This window comes from Streptomyces spinosus, assembly GCF_020400655.1.
Lineage (GTDB): Bacteria > Actinomycetota > Actinomycetes > Streptomycetales > Streptomycetaceae > Streptomyces > Streptomyces argyrophylli.
Genome location: NZ_JAINRC010000002.1, coordinates 101,328 through 119,719, shown reverse-complemented (window position 1 = coordinate 119,719; position 18,392 = coordinate 101,328). Strand labels below are relative to the sequence as shown.

At 72.5% G+C, this 18,392-nt stretch carries 15 protein-coding genes; 14 read left to right on the top strand and 1 reads right to left on the bottom strand.

Annotated features, from left to right (window positions below):
- The first annotated feature begins 224 nt into the window (after positions 1-224).
- The 7 genes from ssd to LG395_RS04360 all read left to right on the top strand — a co-directional run bounded on the left by ssd (position 225) and on the right by LG395_RS04360 (position 5,744).
- Complete coding sequence (gene ssd, locus LG395_RS04390; RefSeq protein WP_225808513.1) at positions 225-1,331, top strand: septum site-determining protein Ssd; 1,107 nt, start codon at positions 225-227, stop codon at positions 1,329-1,331.
- Complete coding sequence (locus tag LG395_RS04385) at positions 1,328-2,518, top strand: TadA family conjugal transfer-associated ATPase (RefSeq protein ID WP_171154144.1); 1,191 nt, start codon at positions 1,328-1,330, stop codon at positions 2,516-2,518. The genes ssd and LG395_RS04385 overlap by 4 nt, the downstream gene beginning before the upstream one ends.
- Positions 2,519-2,652: 134 nt before the next feature.
- Entirely contained in the window at positions 2,653-3,513 is an 861-nt protein-coding gene (locus LG395_RS04380; RefSeq protein WP_225808512.1) for a type II secretion system F family protein, read from the top strand.
- A 102-nt stretch (positions 3,514-3,615) separates the two neighbouring features.
- Positions 3,616-4,398, top strand: a complete 783-nt coding sequence (locus LG395_RS04375; protein WP_225808511.1) for a type II secretion system F family protein — start codon at positions 3,616-3,618, stop codon at positions 4,396-4,398.
- Between the two features lie 230 nt (positions 4,399-4,628).
- On the top strand, positions 4,629-4,829 hold the full coding sequence (locus tag LG395_RS04370; RefSeq protein WP_078611786.1) for a DUF4244 domain-containing protein: 201 nt from the start codon (positions 4,629-4,631) through the stop codon (positions 4,827-4,829).
- Positions 4,830-4,851: 22 nt separating this feature from the next.
- Positions 4,852-5,190 carry a TadE family type IV pilus minor pilin gene (locus LG395_RS04365; RefSeq protein ID WP_225808510.1) on the top strand — a complete coding sequence of 113 codons (339 nt, stop codon included), beginning with the start codon at positions 4,852-4,854 and terminating at the stop codon, positions 5,188-5,190.
- Positions 5,187-5,744: an Rv3654c family TadE-like protein gene (locus LG395_RS04360; protein WP_372463205.1), complete on the top strand. Its 558-nt coding sequence runs from the start codon at positions 5,187-5,189 to the stop codon at positions 5,742-5,744. Before LG395_RS04365 ends, LG395_RS04360 begins: the two co-directional genes overlap by 4 nt.
- On the opposite strand, the gene sftH is transcribed toward LG395_RS04360, so the two are convergent.
- Positions 5,677-8,163, bottom strand: a complete 2,487-nt coding sequence (gene sftH, locus LG395_RS04355) for a DEAD/DEAH box helicase (RefSeq protein ID WP_225808509.1) — start codon at positions 8,161-8,163, stop codon at positions 5,677-5,679. The two genes, LG395_RS04360 and sftH, sit on opposite strands and share 68 nt — an antisense overlap.
- Before the next feature lie 80 nt (positions 8,164-8,243).
- Between sftH and bldG the strand changes: the two genes are divergently transcribed.
- The 7 genes from bldG (at position 8,244) to topA (ending at position 18,324) form a co-directional block, all read left to right on the top strand.
- Entirely contained in the window at positions 8,244-8,585 is a 342-nt protein-coding gene (gene bldG / locus LG395_RS04350; RefSeq protein WP_014674042.1) for an anti-sigma factor antagonist BldG, read from the top strand.
- A gap of 182 nt (positions 8,586-8,767) precedes the next feature.
- Positions 8,768-9,202, top strand: a complete 435-nt coding sequence (locus tag LG395_RS04345) for an ATP-binding protein (protein WP_171154134.1) — start codon at positions 8,768-8,770, stop codon at positions 9,200-9,202.
- Between the two features lie 385 nt (positions 9,203-9,587).
- Complete coding sequence (locus LG395_RS04340; protein ID WP_225808508.1) at positions 9,588-11,990, top strand: sodium-translocating pyrophosphatase; 2,403 nt, start codon at positions 9,588-9,590, stop codon at positions 11,988-11,990.
- A 234-nt stretch (positions 11,991-12,224) separates the two neighbouring features.
- Complete coding sequence (locus LG395_RS04335) at positions 12,225-12,836, top strand: small secreted protein (protein ID WP_171159843.1); 612 nt, start codon at positions 12,225-12,227, stop codon at positions 12,834-12,836.
- A 270-nt stretch (positions 12,837-13,106) separates the two neighbouring features.
- A complete protein-coding gene (locus LG395_RS04330; RefSeq protein WP_171154130.1) occupies positions 13,107-14,627 on the top strand; it encodes a N5-glutamine methyltransferase family protein in 1,521 nt (506 codons plus the stop codon).
- A 410-nt stretch (positions 14,628-15,037) separates the two neighbouring features.
- On the top strand, positions 15,038-15,235 hold the full coding sequence (locus LG395_RS04325; protein ID WP_171154128.1) for a hypothetical protein: 198 nt from the start codon (positions 15,038-15,040) through the stop codon (positions 15,233-15,235).
- Positions 15,236-15,492: 257 nt separating this feature from the next.
- Positions 15,493-18,324 carry a type I DNA topoisomerase gene (gene topA / locus LG395_RS04320; protein ID WP_225808507.1) on the top strand — a complete coding sequence of 944 codons (2,832 nt, stop codon included), beginning with the start codon at positions 15,493-15,495 and terminating at the stop codon, positions 18,322-18,324.
- Positions 18,325-18,392 lie beyond the last annotated feature (68 nt).

Sequence of the window (18,392 nt, the reverse complement as noted above, 5' to 3'; positions counted from 1 at the left end):
TGTCCACAGTTATCGACCAAGATCCACATTATTTCGCGGATCACTGCACCGTGATTCCAGCGCACTCCGGCCGAGGCGAGTTCATGGCCGGGTCCCATTGCCGGAGCGCGTATGGCCGGTTCCTATCGGCCGTTCATATGGAGGCCGCTTGCCGGTTCTTCACATCTTTGGGAATCGCGTGGCCGCAGGGGCTGCGCGGCCCGTCCAGCGAAGGGGGAACACCCGTGACCGGAACCGTCACCCACGACCCGCCGCCCGGCTCCGCGGAGCGGCCCGGACGGCCGCTCATCGTCACCGAGGACGCCGTCCTCCTGGACGACCTGCTGCGCCTGTGCGCGGCGGCGGGCGCCACACCCGAGGTCCACCACGGCGTACCGGAATCCGGCGACGGCTGGGCGGCCGCCCCGCTGGTACTCGTCGGTGACGACGCCGCCCAGCGGATGCGCGGCGTGGCGCGCCGGCCGGGGGTGGTGCTGGTGGGCCGCGACCAGGACGACCCGGGGGTGTGGAAACGAGCCGTCCAGATCGGCGCCGACCACGTCCTGATGCTCCCCGACGGTGAACCGTGGCTGGTGGACCGCATCGCCGACGTGGCCGAGGGCATCGGCCGCCCGGCCCTCACCGTCGGGGTGATCGGCGGTCGCGGCGGGGCCGGCGCGTCCACGCTCGCCTGCGCGCTCGCCGTCACCTCCGCGCGTGAGGGACTGCGCACCCTCCTCGTGGACGCCGATCCGCTGGGCGGCGGACTCGACGTACTTCTCGGCGGCGAGAGCGTCGAAGGGCTGCGCTGGCCCGCCTTCGCCGCATCCCGGGGCCGGGTCGGCGGCGGCGCCCTGGAGGAGTCGCTGCCCGAGCTGCACTCCCTGCGCGTACTCAGCTGGGACCGGGGTGACTGCGTCGCCGTTCCGCCCCCCGCGGTCCGCGCGGTACTGGCAGCCGCCCGGCGGCGCGGCGGCACGGTCGTCGTCGACCTGCCCCGTCGCCTCGACGACGGGGTTGCCGAGGCCCTCGCCCAGCTCGACATGGCCCTGCTCGTCGTCCCGGCCGAGCTGCGGGCCGTCGCCGCCGCCGGCCGTGTCGCCTCCGCCGTCGGCATGGTGGTGCGGGACCTGCGGGTCGCGGTCCGCGGGCCGTACGCGCCCGGCCTCGACGACCAGGAGGTGGCCCGGCTGCTCGGCCTGCCGCTGGCCGGCGAGGTGCCCGTCGAACCGGCGTTGCAGCGCCCGCGGGGCGGCACGAAACCGCCGGGCGCCACCGGGCGCGGACCGCTCGCCCGTTTCTGCGCGCACTTCTGGGAGCGCGCGCTGGTGGAGACGGGAGGTGTCCGATGACGCTGCCCGGACTCGACCGGGCCGACGGCGCGGCCCTGCTCGACGGCGTCCGCCGCCGGCTCGCCGAGAGCGGCGCCGAACCCACGCCCGCGCGTGTGGCCCAGGCCCTGCGCGAACAGGGCCGGGTGCTCGGCGACGCCGAAGTCCTCGGCGCGGCCGCGCACCTGCGGTCCGAACTCGTCGGCACCGGCCCCCTGGAACCCCTGCTCGCCGACCCGGACGTCACCGACGTCCTGGTCTCCGCCCCGGACCGGGTCTGGGTGGACCGCGGCGGCGGCCTGGAACTGACCCCGGTGACCTTCCCCGACGCGGCGGCCGTACGACGTCTCGCTCAGCGGCTGGCCGCCGTGGCCGGACGCCGGCTGGACGACGCCCGGCCCTGGGCGGACGCCCGGCTGCCCGACGGCACCCGGCTGCACGCGGTGCTGCCCCCGGTCGCCGTCGGCTGCACCTGCCTCGCCCTGCGGGTGGTACGGCCACGGGCCTTCACCCTCGGCGAGCTCGTCGCGGCCGGCACCGTGCCGCCGGGCGGTGACCGGATCCTGAGGGCGCTGCTCGACGCCCGGCTGTCCTTCCTCGTCAGCGGCGGCACCGGATGCGGCAAGACCACCCTGCTCAGCGCGCTGCTCGGGCTCGTCGGACCCGGCGAGCGGATCGTGCTCGCCGAGGACTCGGCCGAGCTGAGGCCGGACCACCCGCACGTCGTCCGGCTGGAGACCCGGCCCGCCAACCAGGAGGGCGCCGGCCTGGTCACCCTGGAGGACCTGGTACGGCAGGCGCTGCGGATGCGGCCGGACCGGCTGGTCGTCGGCGAGGTGCGCGGCCCCGAGGTCGTGCATCTGCTCGCGGCCCTCAACACCGGCCACGAGGGCGGGTGTTGCACGGTCCACGCCAACGCGGCGGCGGATGTGCCGGCCCGGCTGGAGGCGCTGGCCACGGCCGCCGGGCTGGACCGGGCCGCGCTCCACAGCCAGTTGGCGGCGGCCCTCTCCGTGGTCGTGCACCTCGTACGGGACAGGTCCGGGCGGCGCCGGATCGCCGAGGTGCACGTGCTGGAACGGGACACCACCGGGCTGGTCCGGACGGTACCGGCCCTGCGCTGGGGCGAGCGGGCGTTCGTGCGGGAGCGGGGGTGGGAGCGGTTGCGGCAACTCGTCGGGGATGCCGGGGAGCTGGGGGGTGAGTGAGGGGCGGAGCGGGGGCTTTCGGCAGGTCGGCTCGTTCGGAGGTCCAGCGGTGGTCAGGCCGGTGAGGCTCGGCGGCTCGGTGAGGTCCGTCGGGCGGGCCGAGGTCGGCGGTGAGGAGAGGAGTGACGCAAGTGATGGGTGAGACGTCCATGGGGGCCGCTCTGGTCTGTCTCGGCGCGTGGGTGTGGTTGTTGGGCGGACGGCACCACGGGATGCGGCGGGCGCGGCTGATGCTCGCCGGCGGCGGGGTGGTGACGACGGGGCCGCCGGTCTGGGAGCGGTTCCGCGCGGAACTGCGGCGGCGGAGCGGCCGATGGGGAGCCGAGTGGTGGGCGCTCGTCGCCGGTCTGGGGATCGCCCTGCTGGGTGCCTCGGTGATCCCGGTGGTCGCGGGGGCCGCCGGTGTCCCCGTGGTGCGCCGGATGAGGCAGGCCCGGCAGGCCCGGCGTGCCCGGGAACGGCGGGCCGACGCGGTGATCGACCTGTGCGGTGGGCTCGCCGGGGAGGTGCGGGCCGGACGGCAGCCGGGGGAGGCGCTGTTGCGGGCCGCTCGGGACTCCGGCGGGCTCGGCGAGGCGCAGGCCGCCGTGGTGGCCGCGGCACGGTTCGGCGGGGATGTGTCCGGCGCGCTCGCCGTGGCGGCTCGGCAGCCGGGGGCGGAGGGGCTGCTCGGGCTCGCCGCGTGCTGGCGGGTGGCCGTGGACCGGGGCGCCGGACTCGCCACCGGCCTGGACCGGCTGGACGCGGCCCTGCGCGCGGAGCGGGATCAGCGATCCGACGTGAGCGCGCAGTTGGCGGGCGCCCGGGCCACCGCGGTGCTGCTCGCCGCACTGCCCGCCCTCGGGCTGCTCCTCGGCACGGCCATGGGCGCCGATCCGCTGCGTGTGCTGCTGCACAGCGGCGCGGGCCTCGGCTGCCTGACGGCCGGCGCGGTGTTCGAGACGGCCGGGCTGTGGTGGGCGATGCGGATCGTGCGAGGGGCGGAGGCCGTGTGAGGTGCGCCGTGCGTATGCGGCGGACCGGACGGGCGACCGGGTGACCGGGTGACCGAATGAGTGATGGGCGATTGGCCGGATGGCGGGGAAGGGGCGTGCGGTGTGAGTGGGGAAGTCATCCACAGGCTGGGGACGGCGGTGGTCGTGGCGCTGGTTCTCGGCTGGGGTGTCCGGTGGCTGGAGCTGGTGCGGCGGCGGCGACGGGCGAGGCGCCGGGTGGCGGAACTGCTGGGCTTCGACGTGCCCCAGCGGACAGGCCGGTTGACGATTTCGGACATCGTTCGGCGGCGGTGGGTGTCGACGGCCGGTGCGGCGTGCGGTGTGTGGGTGCTGGTCGGCGGGGTCACCGGTGCGGCGCTGGGGCTGGGCGTGGGCGCGGTGCTGTGGCGGTGGCGGGGCCGTCAGACGGCAGCGGTGGGGCTAGAGGCGGTCGATACGGCCGGGGCCGCGCGCCAGCTTCCGCTCGCCGCCGATCTGCTGGCCGCCTGTATCGCGGCCGGTGCCGGCCCGGTGATCGCCGCCCAGGCCGTGGGGGAGGCCCTTGGCGGACCCGTCGGGCAGGCACTGGCGCGGGGCGCGGCGGAGGTCCGGCTCGGTGGTGAACCGGCGGATGCCTGGCGGAGCTTGGCGGCGCTGCCCGGTGCCGGTGTGCTGGCGCGGCTGCTGGAGCGGGCCGACGAGTCCGGGTTGCCCGCGGCCGGCCCGGTCGCACGGCTCGCCTCGGACGCGCGTGCGGAGTGGGCCCGCACGGCGACGGCCCGGGCACGCCGTGCGGGCGTACTGATCTCCGCCCCGGTCGGCCTCTGCTTCCTGCCCGCGTTCATCGCGGTCGGTGTGCTGCCGGTCGTGATCGGGCTGGCGGGCGGCGTCATGGGAGGGAGGTGAGGGCGATGAGAGCGGACCGGCACGCAGACGTCGGGTAAGCGCGGCGGACGACGACGCGCGACGACAGACGACGCGCGACGACAGACGACGCGCGACGACAGACGACGCGCACCGACAGACGACAGCGACGCACGACGACAGCGGCGCACGACAAACCACGAACGACGACAAACAGCGAACGACGACAGCCGGCAACGAGCGGCAAGACCAGGAATCCCACGGGGGTTGAAATGTTCGAGAAGATCAGGAAAGCGGCGGTCCGGGTGCGCGGAGCCTGCCGGCAGGACGGCGGCATGGTGACGTCCGAGTACGCCATGGGGATCATCGCGGCCGTCGGGTTCGCGTTGTTGCTCTACAAGGTCGTCACCAGCGGCCAGGTCCAGGCGGAGCTGCAGGCCATCGTGAAGAAGGCCCTCAGTGCGCGGATGTGAGCGAGGTGGGGACCGTGGGTTCGTGACCGCGGAGGCGGCCGTGGTGCTGTCCGTGCTGGTGGCGTTCACGATGGCGCTGGTCTGGGGGCTGCTCGTGGTGGCGGCGCAGATCGAGTGCGTGGACGCGGCCCGTGTGGGTGCCCGGGCCGCCGCCCGGCAGGATCCGGCCGATGCGGTGGTGACGGTGACCCGGGAAGCGGCGCCCAGGGGAGCGCGGGTGACCGTCGCGCGGGAGGGCGACCGGGTCCGGGTGACGGTGGCGGCCAAGCCACCGGTGCTGAGCGGTTTGCCGTTCGAGGTACGGGAGGACGCCGTGGCCCTCGCCGAGGACACGGTGGGACCGAGGGAGGCGGGGCCATGAGACGCCGGCGTGGGCTGACCGGCGGACGAGTGCGTACCGACCGCACCGACGGACGACGGAAGGCGCGGTGCGGTGGGCACGCGCAACCGGATCGCCTGCCGGACTCCGACCGCGGGTCCGCCACCGTCTGGAGCCTGGGCGCGATCGCCGTGCTCTGTGTGGTGTTCGGCGCCGTGCTCGCTCTCGGGCAGGCCGTCGTCGTACGCCACCGGGCGGCCGGTGGCGCCGACCTGGCCGCGCTCGCGGCGGCGGACCACTGGGCCGAGGGCGGACCGACGGCCTGCGCGCGGGCCGGGCGGCTGGCCGCGGCCCAGGGAGTACGGCTGGTGCGGTGCGCGATCGTGGGCGACACGTCCGAGGTGACGGCGGCCGCGGGAAGGGGGCCGTTCACGGCGGAGGTCAGGGCGAGAGCGGGACCGGCGGGCCCGGTACCGTCCGGCGTGCCGGACGGGCCCGCGGTTACCGGCGTCCAGTCAGCCCCGTCGCCTACTCTCCCCCCGATTCGGCCGCACCCGCATCCATCCCCTGCGGCGCCCCCCGCAGCAGCACCGTGAGCAGTCGTACCGCGCCCCTCTTGTGCAACGGGTCGTTGCCGTTGCCGCACTTGGGGGACTGGATGCAGGACGGGCAGCCGGCCTCGCACTCGCAGGAGGCGATGGCCTCGCGGGTGGCGGTGAGCCAGGCGCGGGCGGTGTGGAAGGCGCGCTCGGCGAATCCGGCGCCGCCGGGGTGGCCGTCGTAGACGAAGACCGTGGGGAGCAGGGTGTCGGGGTGCAGGGGCACGGACACGCCGCCGATGTCCCAGCGGTCGCAGGTCGCGAAGAGGGGCAGCATGCCGATGGAGGCGTGCTCGGCGGCGTGCAGGGAGCCGCCGAGGATCTCCGGGGTGATCCGGGCCTCGTCCAGCTGGTCCTCGGTGACCGTCCACCACACCGCGCGTGTGCGCAGCGTACGAGGAGGGAGGTCGAGTTTCGTCTCGCCCAGCACTTCGCCGGTGATGAGGCGTCGGCGCAGGTAGGAGACCACCTGGTTGGTGACCTCCACCGAGCCGTAGCACAGGCGGCCGGCGCCCCACGGGATCTCGGTGTCCGTCTCCAGGACGGAGATGGACGTGGTGTCACGGGCGACCGTCGAGTACGGCGGGTCCGCCTGCTCGACCAGGGCGACGGAGTCCTCCAGGTCCAGGGAGCGCACCAGGTAGGTGCGGCCCTGGTGCAGGTGGACGGCGCCTTCGTGGACCGTGGAGTGCGCGGCGCCCGCGTCCACGGTGCCGAGCAGACGGCCCGTGGCGGCCTCGACGACCTGCACCGGCCGGCCGCCGGCGCCCCGGATGTCGGTGAGGTCGGCGGCGCGCTCCCGGCGGGTCCAGTGCCAGGCCTTGGTGCGCCGGCGGAGCAGCTTGGCGGCCTCCAGCTGCGGCAGCACGTCCGCGCAGGCCGGGCCGAAGAGGTCCAGGTCCTCCTCGGTCAGCGGCAGCTCCGCGGCGGCGGCGCACAGGTGCGGGGCGAGGACGTAGGGGTTGTCGGGGTCGAGGACCGTCGACTCCACCGGCTGGTCGAACAGGGCCTCGGGGTGATGGACGAGGAAGGTGTCCAGCGGGTCGTCGCGGGCGACGAGGACCGCGAGGGCGCCCTGGCCGGAGCGGCCCGCGCGGCCGGCCTGCTGCCACAGGGAGGCACGGGTGCCCGGGTAGCCGGAGATCACCACGGCGTCCAGGCCGGAGACGTCCACGCCCAGCTCCAGGGCGGTCGTGGCGGCGAGGCCGAGGAGTTCGCCGGAGTGCAGGGCGCGTTCCAGGGCGCGGCGCTCCTCGGGGAGGTAGCCGCCGCGGTAGGCCGCGACACGCCTTGCCAGGGATCGGTCGACCTCGGCGAGCCTCTCCTGGGCGATCACCGAGATCAGCTCGGCACCGCGCCGGGAGCGTACGAAGGCGACCGAGCGCACGCCCTGCACGGTGAGGTCGGTGAGCAGGTCGGCGGTCTCGGCGGTGGCGGTACGCCGGACGGGTGCGCCCTTCTCGCCCTGCAGTTCGGTGAGCGGCGGCTCCCAGAGGGCGAAGACCAGCTCTCCGCGCGGGGAGGCGTCGTCGGCGACCTCGACGACCGGCAGGCCGGTCAGCCGCCGGGCGGCGACCGCGGGCTCGGCGGCGGTCGCCGAGGCCAGCAGGAACACCGGGAAGGAGCCGTAGCGGGCGCACAGGCGGCGCAGTCGGCGCAGCACCTGGGCGACGTGCGAGCCGAAGACGCCACGGTAGGTGTGGCACTCGTCGATGACGACGTACTTGAGCGATTTCAGGAAGGAGGACCAGCGCGGGTGGGAGGGGAGTATCCCGCGGTGCAGCATGTCCGGGTTGGTGAGGACATAGTTGCCGTACTGGCGGATCCACTCCCGTTCCTCGAACGGGGTGTCGCCGTCGTACACGGCCGGCCGCACCGAAGTGCCGAGGGGTTGTGAAAGTTCCTTCACCGACCGGCACTGGTCCGCCGCGAGCGCCTTGGTGGGGGACAGGTAGAGAGCGGTGGCACCACGGCCGTTCGGGGCCTCCGCGCCGTCCAGGAGGGTGGACAGGACGGGCACGAGATAGGCGAGGGACTTGCCGGAGGCGGTGCCGGTGGCGACGACCACCGAGTCGCCGTCCAGGGCGTGCTCGGCGGCCAGCGCCTGGTGCGCCCAGGGGTGCTCGATGCCGCACTCCTGGACGGCCGCGATCACCTCGGGCCGAATCCGCTCAGGCCAGACGGCATGGCGGCCCGCGCGCGGGGGCAAGTGCTCCGTATGAGTGATGCGCGCAGCCCGGCTCGGCCCGGAGGCGAGCCGGTCCAGGACCGTGCTCGGAGACGGGCGGGAGGCCGGGGGGGCCTGGGTTCGATCGGATCGGTGATTCTTGGCCATCGGCACCGAGTGTGTCACTGGCGTGACGGACAATGGAGCCAAGGCGTCGTGCACGCCTGCCGGTAAGTGATTGAATGCCATCGCGGCTGGCGAAACGTCCCGGGGGCCGCAAGCGAGGTGCCCGAGGGACGACCGCTCGATAGCAAGGTGCTGGAGGATCCGTGGACCTGTCCCTGTCGACCCGTACCGTCGGCGATCGTACGGTCGTCGAGGTCGGTGGCGAAATCGACGTATATACCGCGCCCAAGCTGCGCGAGCAGCTGGTCGAGCTGGTGAACGACGGGAATTTCCACCTCGTCGTCGACATGGAAGGTGTGGACTTCCTCGACTCCACCGGGCTCGGCGTGCTGGTCGGTGGCCTGAAGAGGGTTCGTGCCCACGAGGGCTCGCTGCGTCTGGTCTGCAACCAGGAGCGCATTCTGAAGATCTTCCGCATCACCGGCCTCACCAAGGTGTTCCCGATTCACACCACGGTCGAGGAAGCGGTGGCGGCCACCGACTGATCGGCGACTGACCGATCCCGGACCGTTCGCCGGCACCGGGCTCCTGCCGGGGCCCGGTCGCCGGCCGGTCCCGTCCTGGGCAGGTGCCGACGCGGCGGCCCGGGGCACACATGTACACCGGGGGGTGCGGGCGCTCGGCGGCCCCGCCCCCGACCGCACGCCCGTAGTCGCGAGGGGGATGCATGGCCACCGTCGAACTCCGCTTCAGCGCGCTGCCCGAGCACGTCAGGACCGCCCGGCTGGTGGCGGCAGCGGTGGCGCGCAGGGCCGGAGTGGACGAGGCCGTCCTGGACGAGGTGCGGCTCGCCGTGGGTGAGGCCTGCTCCCGCGCTGTCGGACTCCACCAGAACAGCGGTGTCACGGCACCGGTGAAGGTGGCGTTGATCGAAGAGGAGAAACAGTTCTCCATCGAGGTCGGCGACGAGGCACCGCATGCCGCTCCGGGCGGCGACACGTCCGGTGCCGGGCAGGAGGCCGACGCGGAGGTCGAGGAGGACGAGATGGGCCTGGCGGTCATCAGCGGTCTCGTCGACGACGTGGAGGTCAGCACCGGGCGGAACGGGGGCCTGATCCGCATGACCTGGCCGACCGCGCCGCCGGCCACGGCGCTCGCCTGAACCTCCGCCACCCGCCCGTCTGCACTCGCCCGCCCGTTCTCGGGCGTCTGATCCCGTCCGGCCGGCCGACGGTCTCACCCGACCCGTTTCACCCGACTGGCCGTAGCCGCCACAACCACCCCGCAAACGCACAGGGGCCCTGCCGAGCAGGGCCCCTGCCGTGTTTTTCCTGGCACTATGGAATTCGTGAACGAATTCACGATCAAAACCGTGGTAATTTGATCAAGTGCTCGGGTGGCCGACAATGGCTTTAGGGCATTACATCGTTCTGGTCCGCTGTATGTACACGCAGGCCAATTCCGTTTACCGTCCCCTGTTTAGATCACACGGCGGTACCTACAATCCGTCCACATCTTGAGCTCAGCCCAAGCGTCAAGGAGGACGAATGGCGGGGCTTTCCACTCCTCAGTCGGCTCACCCCACGTCCCTCGCGGCCGCGGTCCTGACCGACGACAACCGGATCATCGTGGCCGTCATCGCCGCGGTCGCCCTGGCCGCGCTGGTGGTCGCGGGGATCCTGGTCCGCCAGGTGCTGGCGGCCGGCGAGGGCACCGACAGCATGAAGAAGATCGCCGAGGCGGTCCAGGAAGGTGCCAAGGCGTATCTCGCCCGGCAGTTGCGCACGCTCGGCGTATTCGCCGTCGTCGTCTTCTTCCTGCTCATGCTGCTGCCCGCGGACGACTGGAATCAGCGGGCCGGCCGCTCGGTGTTCTTCCTGATCGGAGCGGCGTTCTCGGCGGCCACCGGCTATATCGGCATGTGGCTCGCCGTGCGCAGCAATGTGCGGGTCGCCGCGGCGGCCCGGGAAGCGACCCCGGCGCCAGGCGAGCCGGAAAAGGATCTCACCACCGTTTCCCACAAGGCGATGAAGATCGCATTTCGCACGGGCGGTGTCGTCGGCATGTTCACGGTGGGGCTCGGCCTGCTGGGCGCCTCCTGTGTGGTGCTGGTGTACGCGGCCGACGCGCCGAAGGTGCTGGAGGGCTTCGGCCTCGGTGCCGCCCTGATCGCGATGTTCATGCGGGTGGGCGGCGGCATCTTCACCAAGGCCGCCGACGTCGGCGCCGACCTGGTCGGCAAGGTCGAACAGGGCATTCCGGAGGACGACCCGCGCAATGCCGCGACCATCGCCGACAACGTGGGTGACAACGTCGGCGACTGCGCGGGCATGGCGGCCGACCTGTTCGAGTCGTACGCCGTGACCCTGGTGGCCGCGTTGATCCTCGGCAAGGCCGCCTTCGGCGACTCGGGGCTTGCGTTCCCGCTGCTGGTGCCCGCCATCGGGGTGATCACGGCGATGATCGGCATCTTCGCGGTCGCCCCGCGCCGGGCCGACCGCAGCGGCATGTCGGCGATCAACCGCGGTTTCTTCATCTCCGCGGTGATCTCGCTGGCACTGGTCGCGATCGCCGTCTTCGTCTACCTGCCCTCGAAGTACTCCGCCCTCCACGGCGTCACCGACGCGGCGATCAAGGGCAAGGACGGCGATCCGCGCATCCTCGCGCTGGTCGCGGTGGCCATCGGCATCCTGCTCGCCGCCGTCATCCAGCAGCTGACCGGCTACTTCACCGAGACCAGCCGCCGTCCGGTGCGGGACATCGGCAAGACCTCCCTCACCGGCCCGGCCACCGTCGTCCTCTCCGGCATCTCGGTGGGCCTGGAGTCCGCCGTCTACACCGCGCTGCTCATCGGGCTCGGGGTGTACGGCGCGTTCCTGCTCGGCGGCACGTCGATCATGCTGGCGCTGTTCGCGGTCGCGCTGGCCGGCACGGGCCTGCTCACCACGGTCGGTGTGATCGTCGCCATGGACACCTTCGGACCGGTCTCCGACAACGCGCAGGGCATCGCCGAGATGTCCGGCGACGTCGAGGGAGCGGGCGCGCAGGTGCTCACCAACCTGGACGCGGTCGGCAACACCACCAAGGCCATCACCAAGGGCATCGCCATCGCCACCGCCGTCCTCGCCGCGTCGGCGCTGTTCGGGTCGTACCGCGACGCGATCACCACCAACGTGCAGGACGTCGGCGCGAAGCTCACCGGGCCGGGGTCGCCGCTCAGCCTGTCCCTGGACATCTCGCAGCCCAACAACCTCGTCGGCCTCATCGCGGGCGCCGCGGTCGTCTTCCTCTTCTCCGGACTGGCCATCAACGCGGTGTCGCGTTCGGCGGGTTCGGTGGTGTTCGAGGTGCGGCGGCAGTTCCGTGAGAAACCCGGGATCATGGACTTCAGCGAGAAGCCCGAGTACGGCAAGGTCGTCGACATCTGCACCAAGGACGCCCTGCGGGAGCTGGCCACGCCCGGTCTGCTCGCCGTCATGGCGCCGATCTTCATCGGGTTCACGCTCGGGGTCGGCGCGCTCGGCTCCTACCTCGCCGGCGCGATCGGCGCGGGCACGCTGATGGCGGTGTTCCTCGCCAATTCCGGCGGCGCGTGGGACAACGCCAAGAAGCTCGTCGAGGACGGCAACCACGGCGGCAAGGGCAGCGAGGCCCACGCGGCCACGGTGATCGGGGACACGGTCGGCGACCCGTTCAAGGACACCGCCGGACCCGCGATCAACCCCCTGCTGAAGGTCATGAACCTGGTCTCGCTGCTCATCGCACCGGCAGTGATCAAGTTCTCCTACGGCGACGACAAGAACCTCGGCGTGCGGATCGGGATCGCCGTCCTCGCGCTGCTGGTGATCGTCGTCTCCGTCTACATCTCCAAGCGGCGCGGGATCGCCGTCGGGGACGACGACAGCGCCGGGCGGGTCGCCAACCCGCCGGACGCCGCGGTGGTCTCGTAGGCGGAGCGGCGCTGGACCGGCCGAGACGGCAAGGCCCTGCTCCCACGGGTGGGCGGGCGGCGTGTACGGACGCCGCCCGCCCACCCGTCGTCTGTGGGCTCGCCCACGCCGTGAGCCTTCTCTCCCATGGCGCGAAAGATCACAAAACCCGACTTATGCCTCCCCCGGCAAGGGGAGTGAGTGCGTCCGCCGTGTAGATTCCGGGGGCCGAGAGCCATGGAAGGGACCAATCCGGTGAACAAGAAGCTCGCGGCCGCACTGTCCGGCGGTGCGGTACTGATGGTGGCGGTGTCCGGGTGCAGCGACGGCGGTGACAAGGGGCCCGACCCCAAGCTGGTGTCCTGGGCCAAGACGGTCTGCGACGCGGTGCCCGCGCAGGACGCGAAGATCAGGTCGGCCAACGCTTCCATCGCGGCCATAGCCACGGACACCAACCTCCCGCCCAAGGAGGCCCAGAAGACGTACGCGGCCGCCTTCCAGGACATGTCCGAGGGCTACAAGGCGCTCGCCGACGCCCTCGACAGCGCCGGAGCGCCCCCCGGGATCGACGGCGGCGCCAAGCTTCAGCAGGACGCGGCCAAGAACCTCGTCGGCCTCTCCACGTCGTACACCGACCTGAAGAAGAAGGTCGACGGGCTCAACACCAAGGACCAGGGCAAGTTCGCCAAGGGCCTGAAGGAGGTCGCCCTGCAGACCAAGGAGGTCGGCAAGCAGAGCGACAGCGGCACCCAGGCGCTGAAGCGGCTGGAGAGCGGCGACGTCAAGGAGGCGATGGCCGAGCAGCCCAGCTGCAAGGTCGCGGCGTCCGGCTCCGCACAGCCGACGGCGTCGACGACGGCCGGCTGACGCCGGGGGCGGCCGGCTCACGTCCGCGGTCGGCCGGCTCCACGTCGCCGGGTACGCGGAGGACGTCGGTGAGTGGACGGCTGTCGTCGGCGAGTTCCTGACTCGGGCCGGCGCCGGAGCGCCGGACCGTCGCCGCAGGGCGGCCCGCGCAGCCGTCGTCGGCGAGCGGCAGGCAGCCCCTACGAGTCGGCCCACGCGCCCCGCCCCGAGCCGCCCCGCGCAGCCGCCGTCAGTCGGCCCCGCGCGGGCGTCGCGGGCCACAATGGGGGCGTGACTGACTCCGGACCCGCTCCCCTGCCCGTTTCCGACCGGCCCGACATCGCCGCGCGCCTGAGGGACGCCCTGCTGGCCGCCTCCTTCACCGCAGACGGGCTGCTCGACCTGCTCGGCGCGCCCGCGTACGCGGCGCTGGCCCGCAGCGAGACCGTGCCCGCCCTCCGGGCGACCCGTGGCGACACGCCGCTGGAGACGCTCGTGCGGCTGTTCCTGCTCCAGCAACCGGTGACGCACGCGCGCGTGGCGGCCGTGCTGCCGGTCGAGGAGGCGGTGGAGGCCGGCTGGCTCAGGCGCGTGGGCGGGGACGAGGTGGCCGCGACCGTGGACGTACGGCCGTACGGCGGCCCCGGGGGCGAGGACTGGTTCATCGTCTCCGACCTCGGCTGCGCGGTCGGCGGAGCCGGCGGCATCGGACAGCGTGACGAGGGCGTCGTCCTGGGCGTCGGCGGCGCCTCGACGACCCTCGCCGGCATCACCGTCCGCACCCCCGTCGCCGCCGCACTGGACCTCGGCACCGGATCCGGCATCCAGGCGCTGCACGCCGCACAGCACGCCACGCGCGTGACGGCGACCGACCTCAACCCGCGCGCGCTGCACATCACGGCGCTCACGCTGGCGCTCTCCGGGGCGCCCGCGGCCGACCTGCGCGAGGGCTCGCTGTTCGAACCCGTCCGGGACGACGAGACGTTCGACCTGATCGTCTCCAACCCGCCGTTCGTGATCTCCCCCGGCGCCCGGCTGACGTACCGGGACGGTGGCATGGGCGGGGACGATCTGTGCCGCTCGCTCGTTCAGGAAGCGGGGGAACGGCTGAACGAGGGCGGGTTCGCGCAGTTCCTCGCGAACTGGCAGCACGTGGCGGGGGAGGACTGGCAGGACAGACTCAGGTCGTGGGTGCCGCGCGGGTGCGATGCCTGGATCGTGCAGCGCGAGGTGCAGGACGTCACGCAGTACGCCGAGCTGTGGCTGAGGGACGCCGGTGACCACCGCGGGGATCCGGCGGAGTACCAGGCGCGATACGACGCCTGGCTCGACGAGTTCGAGGCACGCAAGGTCAGGGCGGTCGGCTTCGGCTGGATCACCCTGCGCAGGACCGGCTCCGCCGAGCCCGTCGTCACCGTGGAGGAGTGGCCGCACCCGGTCGAACAGCCGCTCGGGGAGACGATCCGGGCGCACTTCGAGCGGCTCGACTACCTCCGGGAGCACGATGACGCGGCGCTGCTGGACAGCCGCTTCAAGCTCGTCCCCGAGGTGGTCCAGGAGCAGGTCGGGCTGCCCGGCGCCGAGGACCCGGAGCATGTGGTGCTGCGCCAGCACCGCGGGATGCGCCGGGCGACGAAGGTCGACACGGTCGGTGCCGGATTCGCGGGGGTGTGCGACGGCACGCTGAGCGCGGGCCGCATCCTCGACGCCATCGCACAGCTCGTCGGCGAGGACCCTGTGGTGCTCCGCGACCGTACGCCCGCGCAGATCCGGCTGCTCGTGGAGCAGGGCTTCCTGGAGCCGGCGGGCTGAGCGGGCGCGGGTGGGCCGGGGGCGTCCGGCCCCAGCGGTGCCGGGGCGTCCGGTGGGGCGCCCGGTGGCAGCGGTGCCGGGCGGGTGCCGTACGCCGGGTGCCGGTGGCGTCGTAGGCGCCGGGTGCCCGTGCGGTCGTAGGCGCGGTCGGATCATCTTCCGATCGCGGCGCTGCCATCGTCGTATGCCGGGGGCACGGGCCCGGCGAGGTTGCCGGCCGGGGTGGCACCGAGCCGCTTTCCTAAAACGGCCGGAAAAATATCGGTACCGGGCTCGCGCCTCTTTCGTTCGAGTGTGCGTTCGAATGGCTGGAGGCCTTCCGTTCACCCCGATGTCGCCCGCCCGCCTCCCGGGCGTGCCACCCTCCCGGCGCTGGGCACAGCCGACGGCAGGGAAGGGGCGCTCGGGCGATGGAGAGCGGGCCGGCGATCTTCGCGGGAGTGGTGTTCGCCCTGTTCGGGGCCGGTCTGCTGGCGTGGACCGGCACCCGCCTCCGGCGCCGGGAACCGGTGGCCTTCGGCGTGAGTCGGGTCGCATCCGCCGCCGTCGCGAGCCTGGCCGGGACGCTCGCGCTGAGCCTCGCCGCGTACTGCCTGACCCGGCTCTGAGACGGGTCGCCGCCCTGTCCGGCGGGTAAGGGGAGCGTCACGCTCCGGACATGATCGCGGGAGCGACCTGGCAGTCCGGGCGGCAGGAATGGCGGTAGTCGGGTTACCGTTCGAGTGGCCGTTGTGGGCTTTTCCCGTTTGACACGGGGGCGGGATGTAGCGTCACACTCCGCAGCGTCACACGTGCCAGCAGTACGCCGCGACCCCGGGACCAAGGCCTGGGGAGGCCACAGCGTCGACCGGAGAGAAGAGCGAAGTTGTCCCCGACCAGCGAGACCGCACAGGGCGGCCGCCGACTCGTCATCGTCGAGTCGCCTGCCAAGGCGAAGACGATCAAGGGCTACCTCGGCCCCGGATACGTCGTCGAAGCGAGCGTCGGGCACATCCGCGACCTTCCCAACGGCGCCGCCGAGGTGCCCGAGAAGTACACCGGCGAGGTCCGGCGCCTCGGCGTGGACGTCGACCATGACTTCCAGCCGATCTATGTGATCAACGCCGACAAGAAGGCGCAGGTCAAGAAGCTCAAGGACCTGCTGAAGGACTCCGACGAGCTGTTCCTCGCCACGGACGAGGACCGGGAGGGCGAGGCGATCGCCTGGCACCTCCAGGAGGTCCTGAAGCCGAAGATCCCGGTCAAGCGCATGGTGTTCCACGAGATCACCAAGGACGCCATCCGCGCGGCCGTCGCCAACCCGCGCCAGCTCAACCAGAAGCTGGTCGACGCCCAGGAGACCCGCCGCATCCTCGACCGCCTCTACGGCTACGAGGTCTCCCCGGTGCTGTGGAAGAAGGTCATGCCCCGGCTGTCGGCCGGCCGCGTGCAGTCCGTCGCCACACGGCTCGTCGTGGAGCGGGAACGCGAGCGCATCGCTTTCCGTTCCGCCGAGTACTGGGACCTGACGGGCACCTTCGCGACCGGCCGCGCGGGGGACCCGTCGGACCCGTCGTCGCTGGTCGCCCGCCTGCAGACCGTCGACGGCCGGCGGGTCGCGCAGGGCCGAGACTTCGACTCCCTGGGACAGCTCAAGAGCGACAACACCCTCCACCTCGACGAGGCGACCGCACGCGCCCTCGCCGCCGCCCTGGAGAACACCCGCTTCTCCGTGCGGTCCGTCGAGTCCAAGCCGTACCGCCGCTCGCCGTACGCCCCGTTCCGTACGACGACGCTGCAGCAGGAGGCCAGCCGCAAGCTGGGCTTCGGCGCGAAGGCGACCATGCAGATCGCCCAGAAGCTGTACGAGAACGGCTACATCACGTACATGCGTACGGACTCCACGACCCTGAGCGACACGGCGGTCTCCGCCGCCCGCGCCCAGGTCACGCAGCTGTACGGCGCCGACTACCTGCCGCCGCAGCCGCGCACCTACGCCGCCAAGGTCAAGAACGCCCAGGAGGCGCACGAGGCGATCCGCCCGTCGGGTGATCGTTTCCGCACGCCCGCGGAGACCGGCCTGACCGGCGACCAGTTCAAGCTGTACGAGCTGATCTGGAAGCGGACCGTCGCCTCCCAGATGAAGGACGCCACCGGCAACAGCGTGACCGTGAAGATCGGCGGCACCGCCGCCGACGGCCGGGACGTCGAGTTCAGCGCCTCCGGCAAGACGATCACCTTCCACGGCTTCCTGAAGGCGTACGTCGAGGGCGCCGACGACCCGAACGCCGAGCTGGACGACCGCGAGCGCCGGCTGCCGCAGGTCGCCGAGGGCGACGCGCTGTCCGCCGAGGAGATCACGGTCGACGGCCACGCCACCAAGCCCCCGGCCCGCTACACCGAGGCCTCCCTGGTCAAGGAGCTGGAAGAGCGGGAGATCGGCCGCCCGTCGACGTACGCGTCGATCATCGGCACCATCCTGGACCGTGGCTACGTCTTCAAGAAGGGCACGGCCCTGGTGCCGTCGTTCCTGTCGTTCGCCGTGGTGAACCTCCTGGAGAAGCACTTCGGGCGGCTCGTCGACTACGACTTCACCGCCCGGATGGAGGACGACCTCGACCGCATCGCGGCCGGTGAGGCCAAGGCCGTGCCGTGGCTGAAGCGCTTCTACTTCGGCGAGGGGACGGCCACGGGCGGCGCGGCCGATGCCGGCAACGGTGACGGCGACCACCTCGGCGGCCTCAAGGAACTGGTGACGGACCTGGGCGCGATCGACGCGCGCGAGGTGTCGTCGTTCCCGGTCGGCAACGACATCGTGCTCCGCGTCGGCCGCTACGGCCCCTACATCGAGCGTGGCGAGAAGGACACCGAGCAGCACCAGCGCGCCGACATCCCGGACGACCTGGCACCGGACGAGCTGACCGTCGAGCTGGCCGAGGAACTGCTGGCCAAGCCCAGCGGCGACTTCGAGCTGGGAACCGACCCGGCCACCGGGCACACGATCGTCGCCAAGGCCGGCCGCTACGGCCCGTACGTCACCGAGGTCCTCCCCGAGGGGACCCCGAAGACCGGAAAGAACGCCGTGAAGCCGCGCACGGCGTCGCTGTTCAAGTCCATGTCGCTCGACACGGTGACGCTGGACGACGCGCTGAGGCTGATGTCGCTGCCGCGTGTCGTGGGCACCGACGCGGACGGCCAGGAGATCACCGCGCAGAACGGCCGCTACGGCCCGTACCTGAAGAAGGGCACGGACTCCCGCTCGCTGCAGTCCGAGGACCAGCTCTTCACGATCACGCTGGAGGAGGCGCAGGCGATCTACGCCCAGCCGAAGCAGCGGGGACGGGCGGCCGCCAAGCCGCCGCTGAAGGAGCTGGGCGCGGACCCGGTCTCCGGCAAGCCGGTCGTGGTCAAGGACGGCCGCTTCGGCCCGTACGTCACCGACGGCGAGACCAACGCGACGCTGCGCTCCGGCGACAGCGTCGAAGCGATCACTCCTGAGCGTGGTTTCGAGCTGCTCGCCGAGAAGCGCGCGAAGGGTCCCGCCAAGAAGACCGCGAAGAAGGCGGCGGCGAAGAAGACCGCCCCGGCCAAGAAGACCGCCGCCAAGAAGACGGCCGCGAAGAAGACCACGGCCGCCGCGAAGAAGACGACCGCCAAGAAGACCACCGCCAAGAAGGCGACGGCGTCCAAGGCGACGGCTTCCGGCGCGGAGGACTGACACGCCCTCGGGTCACCGACCTGATCGCCCCGGCACCCCTCGGTGCCGGGGCGCGCGCGTGCCCGGAC